This is a genomic window from Gordonia sp. NPDC057258, assembly GCF_042668985.1.
GTDB classification, from domain to species: domain Bacteria; phylum Actinomycetota; class Actinomycetes; order Mycobacteriales; family Mycobacteriaceae; genus Gordonia; species Gordonia hongkongensis.
The window spans coordinates 187977-210597 of the sequence record NZ_JBHUXZ010000004.1 but is presented as its reverse complement, the minus strand read 5'-3'; the positions used below and the strand labels follow the sequence as shown (position 1 = coordinate 210597).

General features: G+C 70.0%; 4 protein-coding genes. 1 reads left to right on the top strand and 3 read right to left on the bottom strand.

Annotated features, from left to right (window positions below):
- Nucleotides 1–252: 252 nt before the first annotated feature.
- Entirely contained in the window at nucleotides 253–1842 is a 1590-nt protein-coding gene (locus ACFUEJ_RS05335; RefSeq protein ID WP_068970462.1) for an amino acid permease, read from the bottom strand.
- A 278-nt stretch (nucleotides 1843–2120) separates the two neighbouring features.
- Between ACFUEJ_RS05335 and ACFUEJ_RS05330 the strand changes: the two genes are divergently transcribed.
- Entirely contained in the window at nucleotides 2121–2750 is a 630-nt protein-coding gene (locus ACFUEJ_RS05330) for a TetR/AcrR family transcriptional regulator (RefSeq protein ID WP_137810304.1), read from the top strand.
- A gap of 52 nt (nucleotides 2751–2802) precedes the next feature.
- On the opposite strand, the gene ACFUEJ_RS05325 is transcribed toward ACFUEJ_RS05330, so the two are convergent.
- Together ACFUEJ_RS05325 and ACFUEJ_RS05320 are read right to left on the bottom strand one after the other, a co-directional pair.
- A complete protein-coding gene (locus tag ACFUEJ_RS05325) occupies nucleotides 2803–3837 on the bottom strand; it encodes a hypothetical protein (RefSeq protein ID WP_137810305.1) in 1035 nt (344 codons plus the stop codon).
- Between the two features lie 8 nt (nucleotides 3838–3845).
- Entirely contained in the window at nucleotides 3846–22199 is an 18354-nt protein-coding gene (locus ACFUEJ_RS05320; RefSeq protein WP_388027943.1) for an amino acid adenylation domain-containing protein, read from the bottom strand.
- Nucleotides 22200–22621: the final 422 nt, after the last annotated feature.

Sequence of the window (22621 nt, the reverse complement as noted above, 5' to 3'; positions counted from 1 at the left end):
CTGAGGAGCGAGCTTGCGAGCGTCTCCCCCTGCTCCCTGAGGAGCGAGCTTGCGAGCGTCTCCCCCTGCTCCCTGAGGAGCGAGCTTGCGAGCGTCTCCCCCTGCTCCCTGAGGAGCGAGCTTGCGAGCGTCACGAAGGGTCTTCGCAACTCGTCTCGCCAGGACCCTTCGTGACGCGCCCTCCGCAAGCTCCGGGCGCTCCTCAGGGAGCAGAGGTTGTGCGGTTCTTTCGGATTAGGGAGCAAGGGGGCATCAGGCGGACGGGGAGGTCGTCACCGGTCGCGGGTGTTCTTTTCCGCGGGGGTAGCAGGCGATGCCGACGAGGACGGTCGCCACGATGCAGATGGGGCCGGCCCAGCGGAGGATCGGCATCTCACCGGACGGGTCGAAGACCTCGGCCCGCGGCCACGCCAGATTGATCACCATCAGGACGCCGTAGAGCACCGCGAGGGCGTTCACCACGATCCCGAATCGGCCCAGGCTGAACAGCTTTCGGCCGCCGGCGTCGACGGCCGGCGTGTCCCGGCCGCCGCGATGCGGCCAGCCCTGGAACCGCCGGTAGAGCATCGGGCCGGTGACGGCCAGGTAGGCGAGGTAGATCAGGATGATGCACACGCTGGCGAGGGTCGCGAAGATCGCCGAGTTGCCGACGTTGACGAGCAGGATGCCGATGCAGAGCACACCGATCAGGATCGACGGCAGGATCGGGGTCCCGGTGCGGCTGTTGACATGTGCCAGTTGCGCCGAGAACGGGAGCCGGCCGTCGCGAGCCATGGAGAACATCAGACGCGAGCAGGCGGTCTGGATGGCGAGGGTGCAGATGAAGATGGCCACCGCCACGTCGGCGAGGAGGACCTTGCCCCAGAAGCTGCCGAGCACGGAATCGAGGACGTACGGCAGACCGCCGGTCGCGAGTTGCTCATCGAGGGTGGGTGCCGCCATCAGGGTGCCGAGCAGCATCAATCCGCCGCCGATGGCCGAGACGGTCAGCGCCATCCGGATAGTGCGCGGTGCGACGCGGCGCGGGTCCCTCGTCTCCTCGGCCAACTCACCCGCCGACCCGAAACCGACCATGACGTACGCGGCCATCAGACCGGAGACGATGAACGCCCAGATGTACCCGGGCTGCTGACCGGGAACGCCGGTGTCGAAGACGACATCGGGACCGCGCTGGGCGTGGGTGAACAGTGCCAGGATCACCGCGACGACACCGACGAGTTCGCAGACGACGCCGATGCTGTTGACCCGGCTCATCCACCGGACGCCGACACAGTTGATGGCGGTCACGACCACGAGCAGAACCGAGCCGAGCAGCACCGCGTTGGCCGCACCGCTCGTGGTGGTGAGGGTCGGGTCGTCGCCGATGATCTGAAAGCCGATCCAGATCGACGGCAGGACGACCTGCAGCGCGATCGCGGCCGCGGCGGCGGTGACGACCTGCGCGATCATCATGAACCAGCCGCCGAACCAGCCGACGACCTCGCCGCCCATCCGGCGGGACCACTGGTAGATCGCGCCCGAGATCGGGTATCGCGCCGCGATTTCGGCGAAGCACAGCGCCACCAGGAACTGGCCGGCGTAGACGATCGGCCAGGTCCAGAAGAAGGCCGGGCCGCCGAAACCGAAACCCAGGCCGAACAACTGAAAGATGGTGGTCAGGATCGAGACGAACGAGAACCCGGCGGCGAAGGACGCGAACTTGCCGAGCGAACGATGGAGTTGCTGGTCGTAGCCGAGTGCCGAGAGGTCGTGAGCGTCGGCATCTCCGGCGCCCGGGCCGGACGATGATCCAGCGGCCGAGGAGGGCGATGCCGCGGGAGCCACTTCGGGGGTGGAGGTCATGCGCGGTCTTCCTTTCCGAGAAGAAGCTCCACGTTGAGCACGGTTGAGGCAGGCACTGTTTCCTGTCACCTGATAGGTAAGCCCTCGCTGATTTCTATCGATTGACAGAATTGTTCCGGTCGTGAAAACTCCCGTTACGTCCGCGTAACGCGCCTGGGATTTCCCCGGTCGGCGGGTCCGCGAACGGCCGAAGCACGCGGCCTGTCGGCTAGGGTCGAGAAATCCGGGTCACAAGATGCCCGGGTTGCGAGATCTGTTGACGCAATTGAGGAGACGACATGCCGTCCGGCTCGAGTACGGCCCCGACGCCGACCGGCCGCGGCCGCCCGCGCCTGGTACAGGCCCGACGCCGCGGGCAGACCGCGCGCGAGGAGATCCTCGACGCCGCTGCCGAATTGTTCACCCGCCACGGGTACACCGGGACGTCGACACGCATGATCGCCGAGGCGGTCGGCATCAGACAGGCGTCGATGTACCACTACTTCGGCACCAAAGACGACATTCTCGCGACCCTGCTGGAGACGACAGTCGTCGCCTCACTCGACCGCGCGCGGGTACTCCTCGACGGGGATGGACCCGCGCTGGCGCGGCTGCTGGAGCTCGCACGCTTCGACGTCGATCAGCTGGCGCAGTCGCGCTGGAACCTCGGTGCCCTGTACCTGCTGCCCGAGGTCGCTGACCAGCGGTTCGTCGAATTCCGTTCGGCGCGCCAGGAATTGGCCGACTCGTATGCCGCCCTGGCGGCCGCGGCACTCGGCGACGCCACCGACAAGCGGACGCTGCTCCCCTTCCGGCTGGTGGAGTCGGTCATCATGATGCGCGCCGACGAACAGCGCGGCGAGCTCGGCGAGCACACGGCTGCCGGTCTCGCCGCCACCGTCGTCGACGCGATCTCGCGAATCCTGTAGCAACAGAGCGCACATGGCCCACGTCGCTACGGGATTCCCGCGAGCGTGACGGCTAGCAGGTTCCGATCACGCCACCCTGCAGCGCCACCTCCATCTTGCGCACGATGGAGCAGTCCGCCGGACCACTCCCGACACTCCGCATGGGTTCGACCTGCTTCACCGCGGGGGTCGGGGCGAGCTGCCGGCCGACCGGCCCGGTGACCTGCGGTACGACCGGCTCCGGGGCGGCATGCCGCGGCTGATGCGGGACGACGACCCGCTCGGCCGACACCTCGGTGGCGTCCGCGCGCAGGTGTCGCGGCTTGTCGACCGGCACCTTCCAGCCCTTGTCATAGCCGTGCGCGGCGCCGATCGCGACACCGGCGGCGACCGCGGGCAGCGCGACGAGGGTGGCGACCACAGCCGTCCCGACCACGGGTCCGACGACGAGTCCCGTGGGCCACAACGGCAACGTGAGTATCAGACCCAAGGGGGCACCCACCACACCGCCGACCGCGAGGGCGAGGGGTGCTGCCACCCCGGCTCCGATGACGCCACCGACCGCGGCATCACCGACCATCTGCTCGGCCACCCGGTCGGCCCGCGCGACCGGTACCCCGTTGCTCTGCAACACATCCGAGATTCCTTGGACGATCTCACCGGCTCCCGCCGAGATCTGCGCGGCCAGTTGCGGAGACACCGCTCGCGGACGGGTCAGGTCCAGGTTTCCGACCCGAACCCGGTCCCCTGCATCGGCGACCGGCACCGCCACCGAACCGAGTGGCCGTAGGTGCCGCGACCCCGGTGTCGGGACGACCGACGTCACGTCCGGCCATGACCCGACCACCACCGGCGCCGCATCCGAGACCAGCGCGGCGTCGATCTGCGCGATGCGGAAAGCGTTGCCGGGCAGCGTTTGTGCTCCCGGCGTCGATGAGGAGGGAACCACCGGGACGGGCAGGGCCACCCCGGGTGAGGCCGCCTGGGCCACGGCCGGGGCCGTCACCGTGAGCGACGCGGCCAACGCGCAGCCGAGCAGGGCACCCGCCGGGCGGCGACCGCGCGGACGTGGGCAACGGTGTGCGCCGGATTTGCCGTTCTTGTCCATGGACGACCTCATCTCTTGTTGGTGAACCGATCATCGTGAGAAAACGCTAACCCCGAAGCGGCTTTCCGCGAGGCACTTTCGCGCGTCAGATGATCGTCGAGGACGGCCGCGATCTGTCTGATCGCCTCGTCCTCGGTCATCCCGAGGTGGTGGGTGTCGATGTCGACATTCGTGATGCTCCCCCGGACGTACCGCCCCCATCCGTTGGCGCCCAACGCATCCGGCCGTCGATCGCGCACGGCGGTGAAGTAGAGCACGTCGGTGTCGACGACCGGCGGGTCCCAGTCGCCGGTGGCCCGGATCAGCAGGTTGTAGGCGTCGGTCAGCCGCTCGATCGTCGCGGCGTCGATGCCGAACCCGGCGCCGAGGCGCTCGGCGATCTGCTCGGCGGCTTGTTCGGCGGTCGCGTCCGCACTGACGTAGTCGATGCCGAGGACCGGACCGAGGTTGCTGATCAGCTCGCCGGGGGTGACGGTGGTGATCGCCGACGAGTCGACACCGTCGGCCTCGGTGTCGAGCATGGCGAGCAGCGCGACCTCGGAACCGGCGGCCCGCATCTCGGCGGCGATCGCGTGCGCGATCACCCCGCCCAGCGACCATCCGAGCAGGTGATACGGGCCCTCGGGCTGGACCGTCCGGATCTCGTCGGCGTACCTGCGTGCGATCTCGTCGATCGTGGTGGGGCCGGGTGTCTCGCCCCCGATCTGTGGCGCCTGCAGGCCGTACACCGGACGGCCGGGCGGCACCTGCCGGCTCAGGGTCTGGTAGCTCCAGGCCAGGCCGGAGGCCGGGTGGATGCAGAACAGCGGCGGCAGTTCGCCTTCCGGCCGGATCGGGAGCAGGACGTCGAAGCCCACCCCGCCCGGCGCCTCGTCTCCCGGTCCGCGCGCGGCGTCGAACCCGTTGCGCATCCCGTCCTCGATCCGCCTTGCCAGGTCGGCCGGGCTCGAATCGGACAGCATCCACCGGACCGGGATCTCGACGTGCAACTCGGTCTCGAGGTCGTTGACGACCTGTACCGACCGCAGCGAATTGCCGCCGAGCGCGTAGAAGTCGTCGTCGGCGCCGACGCGCGGGACACCGAGCACGTGCTCGAAGGTCCGCGCGATCTCGGTCTCCAGCCACGACGACGGTGCGCGGAACGCCGAGGCGTCACGTGTCGGCTGCGGCAGCCTCGCCCGGTCGAGTTTGCCTGACGCGGTGATCGGCAGCGAGTCGATCACCATCACCGCCGTCGGCATCATGTATCCCGGGAGCGCCGCCGACGCGAACGCGGTGACCTCGGCGGTGTTCACCGACCTGCCCCCGCCGTCCCCCACGCCGGCCCCCGCCGGCACCAGGTAGACGGTGAGATAGTCGACCGCGTCGGTCGAGGTGACCGCGGCCGCCGCGCGGGCGATGTCCGGGTGCGCGGCGAAGACCGCCTCGATCTCACCGAGTTCGATGCGCAGCCCGCGGAGCTTGACCTGGAAGTCGCTGCGTCCCAGATACTCGAGCGCACCGCTTCGGCGACGCCGCACCAGATCACCGGTGCGGTACATCCGGGCGCCGGCCGCGAAGGGATCGGCCACGAAGCGATCGGCGGTCAGACCCGGTCGTCCGTGATAGCCCCGCGCCACCTGAGTCCCGGACAGGTAGAGGTCGCCGGTCACCCCCGCGGGCACCGGACGCAGCCGCGAGTCCAGCACGTACGCACGGGCGTTCCACACCGGCACCCCCATCGGCACCGCGCCGTCGGCGGCCGTCCCCACCGTGGAGGAGGTCGCGTGCACCGTGAACTCCGTCGGCCCGTACAGGTTGTACAACTCCACGTCCGGCAACGCACGGCGGGCGGCGTCCACCACGTCGGGCCCGAAGGCCTCACCCGCGACGAGCAGGGCCCGCAACGACAGCGCCGCGCCGGTGGGCAAGGCGTCGGCGAACACCGCCAGCATCGACGGCACGAACGAGGTGATGGTGACCCGATGTGTGGACATGACCTCGGTCAGGTAGCGCGGATCGGTGTGGCCGTCCGGTCGCGCGATCACCAGTCGGGCACCGACGGCCAGTGTCGCGAACAGTTCCCACACCGACACGTCGAAGGTCGCGGGAGTCTTCTGCAGCACCACGTCCGATCGGCTCAGCCCGTACTCGGCGCTGATCCAGCGAAGCTGGTTGACCACCGAACGATGCGACACGGCAACGCCTTTGGGTCGACCCGTGGAGCCGGAGGTGAACAGCACGTACGCGAGGGCGTCCGGGTTCAGCGGCGTGATCCGGTCATCGTCGGTCAGCGGCGAGTCGTCGAACCCGGAGAGATCGACGGAGTCGAGCGCGGACAGCACCAGCACCGGCTCGGCGCACTCGACCATGTAGTCGATCCGCTCGGCCGGATGGTCCGGGTCGATCGGCACGTAACCACCGCCGGCGGCGTGCACCGCGTACATCGCCGTGAGCTGGTCGAGCGAGCGTCGTATACGGAGCGCGACCAGCGAGTCCGGCCCCACCCCCTGTGCGACCATCCAGCGGGCCAGCCGGTTCACCCGACCGGAGAACTCGGCGTAGGTCTGCGAGACCGCCCCGGAGATCACCGCGGTGTCCTCGGCGTACGCGACCGCGGCCGCGGCGAACATCGAGGCGAGGGTCTCGGCGGAGTCCACCTCGTGCGACGTCGCGTTCGGACCCTGGAGGGCGGCAGACCGTTCGGCGTCGTCGAGCAGGTCCACGTCGTGGACAGGGCGGTCGGCGTCGATCGTCATCGCCTCGAGCATCGCCACCAACCGTTCGACGAACCGCTCCACGGTCGACGCGTCGAAGAGGTCGGACGCGAACGTGACACCACCGGTGATGCCGGCCGGCGCCCCGTGCGCGTCGTAGGAGTCGGCGACCGTCACCTGCAGATCGAACAGGGCGAGTCCGGTGTCCGGTTCGACGGCCCGCACCGACAGATCAGGCAGTTCGATGTCGGTGCTCGAGATGTTCTGGAACGCCAGCATCACCTGGAACAGCGGGTTGTGGGCGTCGGAGCGGACCGGGTTGAGTTCGGAGACGAGCCGTTCGAACGGGACGTCGGCGTGACCGAACGCCGCGAGGTCGGTGGTGCGCACGTCATCGATCAACTCGGCGAACGACATCCCGCTCCGCACCCGGGTGCGCAGGACCAGCGTGTTGACGAACATCCCGACCAGATCGTCGAGAGCACGTTCCCCGCGTCCGGCGTACGGGGTCCCGACGGCGACGTCGTCGGTCGCGGCGAGCCGCGCGAGCAGGGCGGCCAGCGCGGCATGGAAGACCATGAACAGCGTCGTGTTGTGGGCACGGGCGACCCGTTGCAACCCGGCGTGCAGATCGGCGTCGATGGTCAGGCCGACGGACTCCCCGACGTAGGACTGGGTGGCCGGGCGCGGCCGATCGGTGGGCAGCTCGAGCAACGGCGGTGTGCCGGCCAACTGCTCGGCCCAGTAGTCGATCTGCGCACGCAGCAACGAGTTCGGGTCCGATTCGGAGCCCAGGACCGCCCGCTGCCAGATCGCGTAGTCGGCGTACTGCACCGGCAACGGCACCCATCCGGGCGCCTCGCCCTGCAGACGCGCGACGTAGGCCGTCATGATGTCCCGCGCGAGGGGCCCCAACGAGGAGCCGTCACCGCCGATGTGATGCAGGATCACGGCGAGCACCCACGCGTCGCCGCCGAGCTCGAAGAGCACGATCCGGGTCGACGCCCCGGCGGTGAGGTCGAACGGTGCCGCGATCAGCTCCGTGATCGCCTGATCGACATCGGATTCCGCGACCTGGACGACCTCCATCGGGACGGAGTCCGCGGGCAGGATCACCTGAGCCGGTTCGCCTTCGACGAAGGGGTAGACGGTGCGCAGGATCTCGTGGCGGGCGACGACATCACCGATCGCCCGGTGGAGGGCGTCGACATCGAGACTTCCGGACAACCGCACCACGACCGGGATGCTGTACGCCGGCGACTCGGGTTCGATCCGGTTGAGGAACCACATGCGTTGCTGCGCATAGGACAGCGGGATCCGCTCCGGGCGTTCGTGTGCCACCAGGTCGACACGCCCGGTGTCCGTGTGCGACTCGGCGCGGGCGGCCAGCCGCGTCACCGTGGACGCCTCGAAGATCACCGACACCGGGATCGTGGTGTCAAGCGCCGCACCGATTCTCGCCACCACCCGCGTTGCGGCGAGACTGTTGCCGCCGAGGTCGAAGAAGTCGTCGTCGGCACCGACCGCGGCATCGACGGACAGGATGTCGGCGAACACCCCCGCGACGATCTCCTCGACCGGCGTGGCCGGGGCTCGGAAACTCCGGGTGGTGACGACCGGCGCGGGAAGGGCACGCCGGTCGAGCTTCCCACTGGGTGTCAGGGGGATGTCGTCGAGGACCACGACCGCCGCCGGGACCATGTACGTCGGCAACACCTCGCCGAGTTCGGCACGAAGTTTCTCACCGACGAGGGCGACGCCCGGCGCGGGCACGACGTAGGACACCAGGCGCATACCGATGCCGGAGTCGTGCCGCGGGACGGTGACGGCGTAGGCCACCCGAGCGAGTTCTGCCAGCGCGGCGTCGATCTCCCCGAGCTCGACCCGGAAGCCGTGGACCTTCACCTGGAAATCGTTGCGTCCGATGAACTCCAGGTCGCCCGAGTGGTTGCGGCGCACGATGTCCCCCGTGCGGTACGCGCGTTCTCCGGCATCGCCGAAGGGGTGGGCGACGAATCGGGCGGCGGACACCCCGGACCTGTTCAGGTAGCCGCGCGCGAGCGCGGGTCCGGACAGATACAGCTCCCCCGCGACCCCGTCCGGCACGGGCTGCAGACGGGAGTCGAGCACGAGCGTCTGCATCCCGGCGAGCGCCGTGCCGATCGTCGACCGTTCGCCCACCCGCAGCGGAGCGGTGGCGGTGGCGACGATGGTGGTCTCGGTGGGGCCGTATAGCACCCGGAATTCCCGAGCAGCGGCCGGATCGGCACCCACCCACCGGCTCACCAGGTCGGTCGGTACCTCGTCGCCCCCCGACATCACGACCCGCAGGTCGTCGAGCCCGTCCGGGTCCACCGAGGCCAGCGCGGCCGGGGTGACGAACGCATGGGAGACCCGGTGATCGCGAAGGAAGTCGGCCAGTTCGCGACCACCCCGCATCCCGGTGGGCGCCACGACGAGGGTGGCCGCGGCGCTCACGGCGAGCAGGATCTCCAGCAGCGACGCGTCGAACGAGGGAGAGGCGAAATGCAGTACCCGCGGGTAGGTTCCGAGCTCACGGTCGACGTGCAGCGTGGCGAGGTAATCGGCGACGCCGGCATGCGTGACGGCGACGCCCTTCGGCACGCCGGTGGAGCCGGAGGTGAAGACCACCCAGGCGGTGTTCGCGGGCCGGACCGGGCACACCCGATCGGTCTGTCGGATCGGCGACGACGACAGTTCGGCGACCTCGGCGGCGGTGGCGGGGTCGTCGAGCACGACCCAGTCGAGCGTCCCGGACAGCGTCGGCCGGGACCCACGTGTCGTGATCCCCAGTGGCGCAGCTGAATCGGACACCATCTGGTCGATCCGCGCGGCCGGGTAATGCGGGTCCACCGGGACATAGGGAGCACCCGATTTCACGACGGCCCACCACGCGACCAGCGATTCCGCCGACCGCTCCACGGCCACCGCCACCGGCCGCTCCGGTGCCGCACCATTGTCGATGAGATACCGCGCCAGCCGATTCGATCGGCGATCGAGCTCACCATAGGACAGCTCGACTTCGCCGCAGATCACCGCCGCACCGTCCGGGTCGGCCACGACGGCGGCCGCGAAGATCTCCGGCAGCAGCACGGGCTCCGCGACCGCACCCGGTCCCACCACCGACACCAGTTCCGCGCGCTCGGCTCCACCGAGCCAGTCGATGTCACCGACGGGTGTTGTCGCGTCGTCGACGATCGCGTCGAGCACACGGTGCAACCGACTGGCGATGCCGGTCACCGTCCCCGGATCGAACAGGTCGCGGGCGAACATCATGGTTCCCGAAAGACCCTGCGGCGTGCCGTCTTCGGTGTAGGACTCGGCGAGGACCACCTGGAGGTCGAACTGGCAGATGCCGGTGTCGGCCTGCGCGCGGGAGACGCGCAGGTCCGGCAGGTCGAGATGGACGTCGGACAGGTTCTGGAAGGCCAGCGCGACCTGGAACAGCGGATGATGCGCGGTGGACCGTTCCGGGTTGAGTTCGGAGACGATCCGCTCGAACGGGACGTCGGAGTGCTCGAAGGCGTCCAGGTCGACCTCGCGCACGCGGCCGAGCAATCCGGCGAACGACTCCGCGGCGTCGAGGTCGGTCCGGAGCGCGAGGGTGTTGACGAACATGCCGACGAGCGGTTCCAGTCCCGGTTCGCCGCGCCCGGCGACCGGGGTGCCGATCACGACGTCGTCGGCGCCGCTCAACCGGCCGAGCACCGCGGCGAGCGCGGCGTGCACGACCATGAACAACGACGCGCCATGTGCCCGCGCGAGGGCGAGGAGTTGCCCGTGCAGGCGGGCGTCGATCGCCACCGGCACCTGCCCGCCCGCGAGGGTCGCCACCGGCGGACGCGGGCGGTCGGTGGGCAGATCGAGGACGTCCGGGGCACCGGCCATGGTCGACCGCCAGAAATCCAGCTGGGCGTGCATCAACGAGGTCGGGTCGTCCGCGCTCCCCAGCATGTTTCGCTGCCACAGCGCGTAATCGGCGTACTGGACCGCGAGCGGTTCCCAGGCCGGTTCCGCGCCGGCGATGCGGGCGGCGTACGACGTCATCACATCGCGGGCGAGCGGCGCCATGGACTGGCCGTCACCGGCGATGTGATGGACCACGAGGACGAGCAGGAAACGTCCGTGGGTCCCCTCCCGGTCGTCGTGTGCGTCGCGGTTGTCCGGGCCATGGGGATCGTCCACGCCGTCCGGGTCGATCGCCACCACGGCCACACGCATCGGCACCGACGCGGTCACGTCGAAGCCGCGGCGTACGAACCCGGAGACGACGTCCTCGACCTCGCTGGCCGATGCTCGCGTCGACTCCAGGAGCACCGGGGCGTGGTCGAGGACGAGTTGCCACGGCTCGCCGTCGGTGTCGGGGTAGATCGTCCGCAGCACCTCGTGCCGTCCGACCACGTCGTCGAGGGCCTGCCCGAGCGCCGCGAGGTCCAGGTGCCCCGTGAGTTCGAGGACCACCGGGATGTTGTAGGCCGGCGACTCCGGCTCCATCCGATTGAGGAACCACATCCGCTGCTGCGCCAGCGACAACGGGATGCGCTCCGGGCGGACGGTTGCCGTCAACGCGGTGCGCCGGTCGTCGCCCAGCGACCCGACCAGCTCCGCCAGTGCCGCGACGCCGGGCGCGTCGAACACCGACCGCAGCGGAACCCGTACTCCCAGCTCCGCACCCAGCCGCGCCGTCACCACCGAGGCGGTCAGCGAGTCGCCACCCAGGGCGAAGAAGTCATCGTCGGCGCCCACGCGCGGCACGCCGAGGACATCCTGGAAGACGTGCGCCACGGCGGACTCGGCCGGGCCGGACGGTGCACGGAACCCACGCGGGGCAATCACCGGTTCGGGCAGGCGACTTCGATCCAGCTTGCCGGTCGGGGTGAGGGGTATCTCGTCCAGTACGACCACCGCGGCCGGGACCATGTATGCGGGCAGCGATCGCTCCAGCGACGCACGTAGTTCGTCACCGGAGAGCGACGCCCCCGCGGTGGCGGTCACGTAGGAGACCAGACAGTGCGGCGTTCCGTTCCCGCCACGCGGGACGGTCACGGCGTAGGCGACGTCGGCGCGCGATCCGAGGCGCGCGTCGATCTCGCCCACCTCTACCCGGGTGCCGCGCACCTTCACCTGGAAGTCGTTGCGTCCCACGTACTCCAGTGCACCGGACCGGGAGACCCGGACGAGGTCGCCCGTCCGGTACATCCGGGTTCCGGGCGCATCGGCGGGGCAGGCCACGAACCGCGCCGCCGTCGTCGCGGGCCGGCCGACATAACCGTCGGCCAGGCCGGGGCCGACGAGGTACAACTCGCCGACGACGCCCTGCGGAACCGGCCGCATCCACGTGTCGAGCACCATCGTGCCCACCGGTCCCACCGCCGTCCCGATCGTGATCGGATCACCCGCCCGCAGCGGCGTGCCGGCGGTGGCCCAGATGGTCGATTCGGTCGGCCCGTACAGGTTGATCATGTTCCGGCCGTCGGCCCACCGTGAGACCAACTCGGGCCCGACCGGTTCACCCGCGGTCGCCAGTACGCGCAGCGTGTCGAGACCGTCGGCCGGCACGGTGGCCAGTGCCGACGGCGTCAGGACGGCATGCGAGACCTGCTCGCGCCGAATCAGATTCGCGAGCGCGGGGCCGCCGTAGACATCGGGTGGCGCCACCACCAGACGTCCTCCGGTCCCGTGGGCCATCAGGAGTTCGAACACGAAGGCGTCGAAGCTCGGTGAGGCCACCTGCAACACATTCGACGACTGGTCGACGCCGAGGACCGCGCGCTGCGCCGCGACCACCTGCGCGAGTCCGCGATGTGAGACGACGACGCCCTTGGGCGTGCCGGTGGAACCGGACGTGTAGATCACGTAGGCGGTGTCCCCGAGCCGGATCGGGCCGCCGGCTTCGTTCGACTGGGGGCCGTCCGTCCGCGGTTCGTCGACGACGAGCCAATCGATGCTGTCGGGCAGTGCGGCCCGGCGCGCGCCGAAGGTGATGCCCAACCCGGCGCCGGCGTCGGCCAGCACGAACTCGATGCGCTCGGCGGGCAGGCTCGGATCCAGCGGCAGGAACGGCACTCCCGCCTTGGCCGCCGCCCAGATCGCGATCGCCGCCTCGACGGACCGCGGCAGTGCGCACGCCACGACGCCGGACTGCGCCCGCTGCGAGATCTGCCGCGCCAGGCGATCGGACTCGGCGTCCAGCTGCCGGTACGACAGCGACCGCTCGCCGCAGGTCACCGCGATCGCATCCGGCGCCTGACCGGCTGCGGCGGTGAGGATGTCGGGCAGGGTGGCCGGTTCCGGCATGTCGTCGATCCGACCGGCATCTGCCTCGAGCCCGATGTGACGAAGTGCGCCGAGGCGCGAACCCGGCTCGTCGGCGATGCGGGCGAGACATTCCACGAAGTGGTCGACGATCTCCCGTGCGCGACTCTCGTCGAACTCGTCCCGATGGAACCGCACGGTGATGCCGAGTCCCGGTTCCCCCTCACCGCCGTCGATCTTCGGCGCCACGACGACGCTCAACGGGTAGGGCGTGGCGTCGAGCCCGGTGACGCTGTCGACGTGCAAGCCCGCCGCGGTGACCAGTTGTTGCAGTGCGTCCTCGCGCAGCGGGAACGACTGGAAGGCCAGTGCGGTGTCGAACAGGTCCGACCGGCCCACCGCGCGGTGGATGGCCGGGAGTCCGACGTAGTGGTGGTCGAGGACCAGCGCGTTCGCGTCCTGCACATGGATCAACAGATCGCGCAACGACATCGACGGTTCGAGACGAACCCGGATCGGTACCGTGCTGAGGAACATCCCCAGCGCCCGGTCGGCGCCCGGCAGCTCCGGTGGCCGTCCGGCGACCGCGGAGCCCAGGACCACATCGGTGTCGCCGGTGAGGGTTCGCAGGACGAGGGCCCACGCCGCGGACAGGGCGGTCCCGACCGTCACGGCGGACTCCGCGGCGGCCGACCGCAGACGCGCATACTCCTGCCCGGGCAGCTCGACGATGACCTCACCGGCGTCGAACACGGTGGTCGCGGCGCCGAGTCGGGTCACGCGGGTGGGTCCGTCGACGTCGGCGTAGGCCTGCGCCCATGCGGCCGTCGAGGCGTCCTGATCCTGTTCGCCGAGCCACGCGAGGTAGTCCCGGTACGAGGCTGCCGGCCGGCATGCGCCGATCTGCCCCGGGTCGCCGTAATAGTGGAGCAGTTCGCCGAGCAGCAGGGGCATCGACCAGCCGTCGAGGATCACGTGATGGTTGGTGACGTGCAGGGCGAAGTGGTCGCTGTCGAGCCGCACGAGGGTGAATCGGATCAGCGAGGGTTCGGTCAGATCGAAACCGGCGGCGGCGTCGTCGGCGGCGACCCGCCGGGCGGCCCCGCGGTCCGCGGCAACGGTGAGATCGACTGTCCGGAAGCGCACCTCGACGCCGTCGACGACGACCTGCCGCGGGCCACGCGACGTCTCGACGAAGGCCGTCCGCAAGACGTCGTGGCGGTCCACGAGCGCCTGCGCGGCGCGGCGCAGCAGACCGGCGTCGACCGGACCGGAGAGGGCGATCGTCGACTGCACGGTGTAGGTGTCCACCGCATCGGGATCGAGGGTCGAGTGGAAGTGGATACCCGACTGCGTCGGCGACAACGGCCAGACGTCCGACAGCCTGGGGTAGTCGTTGCGCAGCCGGTCGAGATCGGCATCGGGAAGATCGACGAGTGGCGAATTCTGCTCGGTGACAGCCTGTTCGACGGCCGAACCGGTGGCAGGGTCGCCGGTCGCGGATGCGGTGGTGGCGATGGCGGCGAGCGCGGCGACGGTCTTCGCCTCGAAGATCGCCCGCGGAGTGAGGGACAGTCCGGCGGCCTTCGCCGCCGCGACCAGTTGCATCGAGACGATGCTGTCACCCCCGAGGGTGAAGAAGTTGTCGTCGGCGGTGACGTCGTCGAGTTCCAGCACCTCGGCGAACAGCGCGGCGATGATGCGCTCGGCCGGTGTCTCCGGCGGGCGGCCGCCCCCGCTCTCGGCACGGAACTCGCACTGCCGCAGCGCCTTCGTGTCGACCTTCCCCGACCGGGTGACCGGCATCGACTCCAGCTCGACGATCGCTGCGGGAACCATGTAATGCGGCAGGGTGTTCGCGAGGTCGTCGTGCAACGCATGCACGTCCATCGGCTCGTCCGGCGTCCCCACGACGTAGGACACGATGACCGGGCGACCCGCCGGTCCGCGCTGGAGCACGGTCGCCGCCTGCGCGACGCCGGCGATCCGCGCGAGATGGGCGTCGATGTCCCCGGTCTCGATGCGCAGGCCGTGGACCTTCACCTGCTGGTCGTTGCGCCCCAGATAGTCCAGCCGCAGGGCGCCGTCCGTGCGAATCCAGCGCACGGCATCGCCGGTGCGGTAGAGGCGTTCGCCGGCGGAGCGTATGGGATGGGCCACGAACCTCGTCGCGGTGACGCCTGCGCGGTCGAAGTAGCCACGCGCCAGGCCGGGACCACCGAGGTAGAGTTCGCCGACCACTCCGACCGGCACCGGCCGCAACCAGGTGTCGAGCACGAACGCCGAGACTCCCCGGATCGGTTCCCCGATCGTCACCGGCTCCCCGGGCCGGAGATCGTCGGCGCCGGTCGCCCAGATCGTGGTCTCGGTGGGTCCGTAGTGGTTCATCAGTCGACGACCCGGCGACCACCGGGTGACGATGTCCGCGCCCGTCGCCTCGCCGACCACCGCGACGATCCGCAGCTCCGGCAGACGCGACGGGTCCATCGTGTTGAGCACCGTCGGCGTGATGATGGCGTGGGACACCCGCTCGGTCCGCAGCAGGTCCTCGAGGTCGGACCCGCCGTAGATCTCCGGCGGCGCGACGGCCAGGCAGGCGCCGGCGCTGTGCGCGACCAACACCTCCGACACGCAGGCGTCGAAGCCGGGGGACGCGACCTGCAGGACCGTCGAATCCGGTTCGACCGCAAAGGATTCCGCGTACTCGACCACCAGGTCGGCGAGGCCGCGATGGGTGACGTGGACGGCCTTCGGCCGGCCGGTGGAGCCGGACGTGAAGATCAGGTAGGCCGCGTTGTCCGGCCGGAGCGGGAGCGGGTCCCCGGTACCGAGCGGGAGCGAGTCGTCGGTACCGAGCGGTGGCGAGTCGTCGGTACCGAGCGGGAGCGAGCCGGGTCCGGTGAGGGTCAGCCACTCGACGCTGTCCGGGAGATTCGGGACGACGGCGTCGACTGTCACCCCGATCGTGGACCGCGCGTCGGCGAGCAGTTCGGCGATGCGGTAGGCCGGATTGCCCGGGTCGACGGCGACAAAGGCCGCTCCGGTCCGGGCGACCGCCCAGATCGCCACGATGAGCGCGGCCGACCGCGGGATCGCCAGGGCCACCGAGGTCTCCGGTCCGGCGCCGCGGGCGGCGAGCTCGTCGGCGAGCCGGTTGCTGCGGCGCACGAGTTCGCGATATGTCATCGTGACGCCGTCGGCGCGCACCGCCGGTGCCTGGGGGTGTCGTCGCGCGGTGTCGGCGAGGATGTCCCGGAGTAGGCGGGGCGACACGGCGGGCGGACCCTCGATCGGACAGAGGGCGGATCGTTCGGTGTCCCAACAGGATGCCAGCGTGGCGACCTTGCGGCCCGGTTCGGCGGCGATCTGGCGCAGCAACAGCACGAACCGCTCGAGCAGTACCTCGGCGGACTCCCGGTCGAGGCGGTCGACGGCGTACTTCACCACCAGTTCGTAGGTGCCGGGCCGATCGGCGGCCGGTTGGTCGGCCCGTCCGGGCCGGGGCGGGGTGACCTGGAGGCTGACCGGGTACGGGGTCGCGTCGTGGGCGGCCAGGCCGTTCCACCGCAGTCCCGCGTCGCCGAGCATGCGGTTGATCTCGTCCGGGTCGACCGGGTACGACTCCAGCACCGTGGCGGTGTCGAACATGTCGGCCACCCCGGTCACCCGCTGGAGTTCGGCGAGGCCGATGTCGCGGTGGCCGAGCATCGCCGCCTGCTCGGACTGCGCTCTCGTGAGCAGGTCGATCACCCGCTCGTCCGGGTCGAGCCGGATCCGCACCGGGAGGGTGTTGATGAACAGCCCGATCATCTGCTCGATGCCCGGGATGGAGGCGGGACGGTCGGACACCGTGTTGCCGAAGACCACGTCGGATCGGCCCGTCATGATCGAGAGCAGCATCGCCCACGCCACCTGGATCGAGGTGTTCGCGGTCACCCCGTGGGCGCGCCCGAGACCCGCGATCGCCTCCGTCGTCGCGATGTCGAGATCGAGCGCGGTCTCGTCGACCTCGGCCGTCGCGTCGCGCTCCGCGGCGCCGGTGAGTCGCGTCGGACTCTCGATGCCGGCGAGGGTCTCCTGCCACGCGCGTGCCGTGGCGTCGTGGTCGCGGGTGTGCAGCCACTGCAGGTAGTCCCGGAACGTCCTGGGTGCGGGAAGCCCGGCAGCGCCGTCGGCGTCATCGTCGGCCAGGTACAACTGCAGCAGTTCGGAGATGACGACGGGCATCGACCACCCGTCGAGGACGATGTGGTGGTTGGTGATCGACAGCAGGAACTCGTCGCCACCCGGGTTCTCGGTGTCGTGCGTCAACCGGATCAGGTGGAAACGGAGCAGCGGCGGCCGAGCCAGGTCGAAGGGGGCCGCCGACCCGGCGATGAGACGACGCAGTGCACGGTCCCGGTCGTCGGCGTCGGCGATCCCGGTGAGGTCGGAGTCCGACCAGTCGACGGTCACGTCGTCGAGCAGGATCTGCCGCGGCCCGGCGCCGGTCTCGACGAATGCGACGCGGAGACTGTCGTGCCGGGCGATCAGCGCCTGCGCCGCCCGACGCATCCGGTCCGGTTCGAGCCGCCCGCCGAGTCGCAGTTCGGCCTGCACCGTGTACCCGTCGACGGCGGCGGCGTCGTAGGTCGCGTGGAACAGCAGTCCGGACTGCAGCGCGGTCAGCGGCCACACGTCGACCATCGACGGATGGGCGGCGGTCCAGTGATCGATGTCGGCCTGGGTGGTCGAGACCAGCGGGAAGTCCGACGGCGTGTGGCCGCCGGCCGTCCCGGACCGGACGTGCTGGGCGAGACCCTTCAGGGCCTGCACCCACAGGCCGGCCAGCTCCTCGACGTCGACCCGGTCGAGCACCAGCGCGGCGTACTCCCAGCCGACGTCGAGTTCGACACCGGCCGAACCCGGTTCGGCGATCGCATTGATGTCGATGACGGCGGGCAACGCCATCCACGGGTGCCCGGTCCCGACCAACGCGTCGAAATCGCGCGCCGGCATCCACGGACCGGTGTGCTCGCCGGTCCCCATCCGGCCCAGGTAGTTGAGGCTGATCTGGGGTTCGGGCCGGTCGCCCAGTTCGTCGCGGCCGGCCGGGTCGAGATATCGGATCATGCCGTAGCCGATCCCGTGGTCGGGGGCCGCCCGCAGCTGTTCCTTGATCTGCTTGATCGCCAGTCCGGCCGACGGACCACCGGTGAGGGCGTCCTCGACGTCGACGCCGTGCAATTCGAGCCGGACCGGGAAGCGAGAGGTGAACCACCCCACCGTCGAGGTGAGGTCCGCGCCGGGTACCGCGGCCTCCTCGCGACCGTGGCCTTCGAGGGCGATCAACTCGCTGCCGTCGACCTGCCCGCGCCGACGTCGCCAGTGTGCGAGCGCCAGGGCCAGCGCGGCCAGCAACGAATCGTTGGCACCGCCGTGGAACCGCGCGGGGATGGTGGTGAGCGCCGCCTCGGTCACATCCGCCGGAATCCGCATCCGGATGCGTCCGGCGGTGGCGACGATGTCTCGATCCGGGTCGAGCGCGCGGCGTCCGAGCAACCGGTCGCCGGGCTCGAGGATCTCCGTCCATCGGTCCAGTTCGGCCGCGGCGCGCACGGGGGCCTGCTCGACGAGGCCGTGGACCCAACGGCGGACCGACGTCGTCGGCAGGCCGAGGCCCGGCACCGCGCCCCTGCGGATCTGGTGCCAGGCGGTGACGAGGTCGGCGAGGAGGATGCGCCAGGAGACCCCGTCGACGGCCAGATGGTGGATGACCAGCCACATCAGGTCGGGCGCGGTGCGGTCGGGGTGCTGCATCCACACGAACCGCACCAGGACGCCGGCGCGTGGGTCGAGTCGATCGGCCGCGGCCTGGAGGTGGCGGTCGATCTCGTCGCCGTCCCGTCGGTCGAGCCACACGTGCTCGAGCGCCTCGTCGGCGTCGACCGCACCGGGTGGGCGGACCACCACGTGGGGTTGGTCGGCGAGATCGTCGACCAGCGTGGCCCGGAGGATGTCGTGCCGGTCGAGCACCGCGCGCAGTGTGCGCACCAGTTCGTCGCGCCCGGCGGCATCCGGGAGCTCGACCAGCGCGGCCTGTCCGAACCGGTCGACGGGACCGCGTTCGAGCATCGCGTGCATGATCGGCGACAGCGGGATGGAGCCGACGGCGCCGCCGGGCAACTCGCGCAGTCCGTCGTCGTCGGAGACATCGGAAGCCATCGCGGCCAGCGCGGCGACGGTCTTGTGCTCGAACACATCCTGGGTCGTGAACGCGAGCCCGCTCGCCTTCGCCCGCGCCACGAGCTGGATGGACAGGATGCTGTCGCCGCCGAGGACGAAGAAGCTGTCGTCGGCACCCACCTCGACCACCCCGAGTACCTCGGAGAAGAGTTGCGCCAGTCGGTATTCCCGGGGAGTCGACGGCGGCCGCCCCGATCGCGCGGATGCGAACACGGGCGCGGGCAGGGCTCGTCGGTCGACCTTGCCGAACGCATTCAGCGGCAGGGCGTCGAGGATCGTGATGACGGACGGGACCAGATGCGGCGGCAGGCACTCGCGTGCGAATCGCTCCAGCTCCGCCGGTTCGACCCGCTGTCCCGTCGCCGGCACCACGTACGACGCCAGGACGGTCGCGCCGGCGAGGTTGAGCGCGGGCACGGTGACGGACTGGTCCACCTGGGCGTGCCCGGTGAGAGCGGCGTCGATCTCACCGGGCTCGATCCGGTACCCACGGATCTTCAGCTGGAAGTCGGTGCGGCCCAACAGCTCCAGCGACGGCGCGGTCCCCGCCCCGACCCAGCGGGCGAGATCGCCGGTCCGGTACATCCGTTCGCCCGGCGCGCCGTGCGGGTGGGCCACGAAACGTGCCGCGGTCTGACCGGGCAGGCGCGCGTAGCCGCGAGCCAGCCCCGGGCCGGCGAGGTACAGCTCGCCTGCGGTTCCCATCGGCACCGGTTGCAGTGCGTGGTCGAGGACCATCACCGACGTACCGCGGATGGGGCCGCCCACGGTGACGTCTGCATCGGGCTCGACCACCGCACTCGCCGCCGTGATCGTCGACTCGGTCGGCCCGTACTCGTTGATCATCGTCGCCGACCGGGTCCACCGTTCGACCACGTGCGGTGCGCATCGGTCGCCGCCGACGACGACGGTCTGCATCCGGGTCAGCGATTCCGGCTCGATGGTCGCCAGCATCGCGGGCGTGAGGGTCAGGTGGGTGACCTCCTCCTCGGCGAGCAACTGGGTGAGCCGCTCGCCGCCGATCACCTCCGGAGGCACAATCACCAGGGCGGATCCGGTTGCGAAGCAGGTCAGCAGCTGTTCCATCGACGCATCGAAGCTCGGGGAGAGCGCGTAGGAGACCCGGGACGCCGGCGCGAGGCCATAGGCGCGGGTGCGATCGGCGATGAGACTCGCCAACCCGGAGTGGGTGACCTGCACGCCCTTCGGCACGCCGGTCGAACCGGACGTGTAGGTCATGTACGCGACGTTCTCGAGCCGGGCCCGCGACGGAGCCGGCGAGTCGTCGAAGCCGCCGCCCGAGGCGCCGTCGGTGTTCCCGTCGGGCGAGAGGTCGCCGAGGTCGATCCGGACAGCCGACGGGGGCACCCGCTCGGCGAACTCGTCGACGGTGATCGCCGCACGGGCACCGCTGTCGGCGAAGATGTGCTCGATGCGCTTTCGCGGGTATTCCGGATCCACCTGCACGATCGCGGCACCGGTCTTCGCCACCGCCCAGACGGCCACGACGGTGCCCAGGGACCGTCGCAGCAGGATGGCAACCGACTCCTCCGGCGCGCAGCCCGCGGCGAGCAGGCGCCGCGCGAGGCGCGACGAGGCGGCGTCGAGTTCGCGATACGTCATCGAACGCCCGGACGCGCACACCGCGGTAGATTCTCCGTGTCGCGCAACCGTTTCGGCGAGAATGTCGGCGAGTATCCGCGGCGGGGCGCAACGCGCGCCCCGCACGGGGAGCAATGTCGCCCGCTCATGCTCGTCGAGCAAGGAGATCTGTCCCACGCGATCGTCGGACGCCCCGCCGAGGAAGGCGTGCAGGAACATCAGGAAGCGACGGTGGTGCCCGGTGAGTTCGTCCGGGGTGTAGATGTTCGGGTTGCCCTGGAAGTCGATGTGCGTGCTGCTCTTTCCCGCGCCCGGGTAGATGTTGACGAACAGATCGGACGTCGGACCCGAGGTCAATACGTGCAGCCGCCCGGTGACCTCACCCAGCACGACCTCGCTGTCGACCATCATGAGGTTCACCGCCGGCCCGAAGGACGCCGACTCGTCTCGGGCCATTCCCATGTCGGCGAAGATGTCCTCCTGCCGGTACCGCTGCCGCCGCAGAGCACTCAGCAACTCCCCCTGCACGGAGGTCACCACGTCGCCGAGCGTGCGGCCGGCGACCGGCACACGGAGCGGCACGACGTTGGCCACCATGCCGCCCGACCGGCGCAGCACGGCGGAGTGGCGACCCGAGACCGGAAGGCTGAGAAGGACTTCGGCACTGCCGGTCATCCGCGCGAGGTACGCGGCGAACGCCGCGACGACCACCGGGGTCACGCCACCTCCCTCCTGCGCGGCCGCATCGAGGAGCGCGGCCGTCTCCGCGGGAATCGGCGCGCTCACGAGGATCGGGTGCAGCGTCGGCTTGCCGTGCCGGCCGGCCAGGGTGACGACCGGCGGGGCGCCGTCGAGATGGTCGCTCCAGTACCTGCGGTCGTTGTCGTGACGAGTCGACCCGGGGTAGGACGCGTCCTGGGCGATGATGTCGGCGATGTCGCTCGCCTTCGACGGCGGCGCGGGATCGCCGCGAACGGCCGCGTTGTACAGCTCGGTGATCCGCCGGACCATCGTCACCGCGGCGAATCCGTCGAGCGCGATGTGGTGCGCCCGCAGGTACCACATGTAGTGCGCGTCCCCGACGCGGTAGACGATGCTCGTCATCAGGTCGTCGGTGAGCAGGTCGAGCGGTCTCGTGTAGTCGAGCAGCATCAGCCGGTGCGCCGTCGCGGTCGGATCGGCCTCGCCGCGCAGATCCACGGTGCTCACCGGGGCGCTCTGGGAAGCGACGTATTGCCGCGGTTCGCCATCGACGACGACCAGGCGCAGGTGCCCCGAGCCGAACTCCCGCCCGGTGATCAGGCAGACCTCCGTCAGCAACTCGGTGTCCAGTTCGCCGTCGATGTCGACGTACTGTGCCACCGAGATCGGCAGGTCACCGGCCACATGCTGGGCGAACCAGATGCCGCGCTGCGCGGCGGACAACGGAAGTGAGTCCACACCGGGATCCGGTCTCGCCGACGTGGCGGCCCCGGTCGTCTCCGTGGGATGGTCATCGGCCGGCATCCGGGTCGACGAGGAGTGCGCGGACGGGGTGACGAGATCCTTGTCTGAGATGGTCACGTGGCCTCCATGCGTTCGTATCGATCGCACTCGTCCGGGTATCAGGACCACCCGGGCACCCCCGCAGACCACGGGATGGACAATTCACAACCCGCGCGAGATCAAGCCAGATAAGCCCCCCTGGAGAGCTGTCGCCCCGTCGACAAATCGGACCATACTCCCGATTAACATTCGCCGACATCCCTTTTCGGCAAAGGTAAAACTTCAGTAAAGGCGAAGTAAAGACCAGCGATAAAACGTCTCAGAATGGTCACGGAGAATTCGATAGTCCATTCGGATGAGTTTTCCGAAAGGCGTGGATTTTCGCCCGTGTCTCTGATTTTCAGATCAACTCATTCGAAAAGCGGATGTGGATTCATTACTCACATGGAGGCTGTCAAATTACAAGAACCAGTTGTTCATTCGGGCGACCGATCAATAGG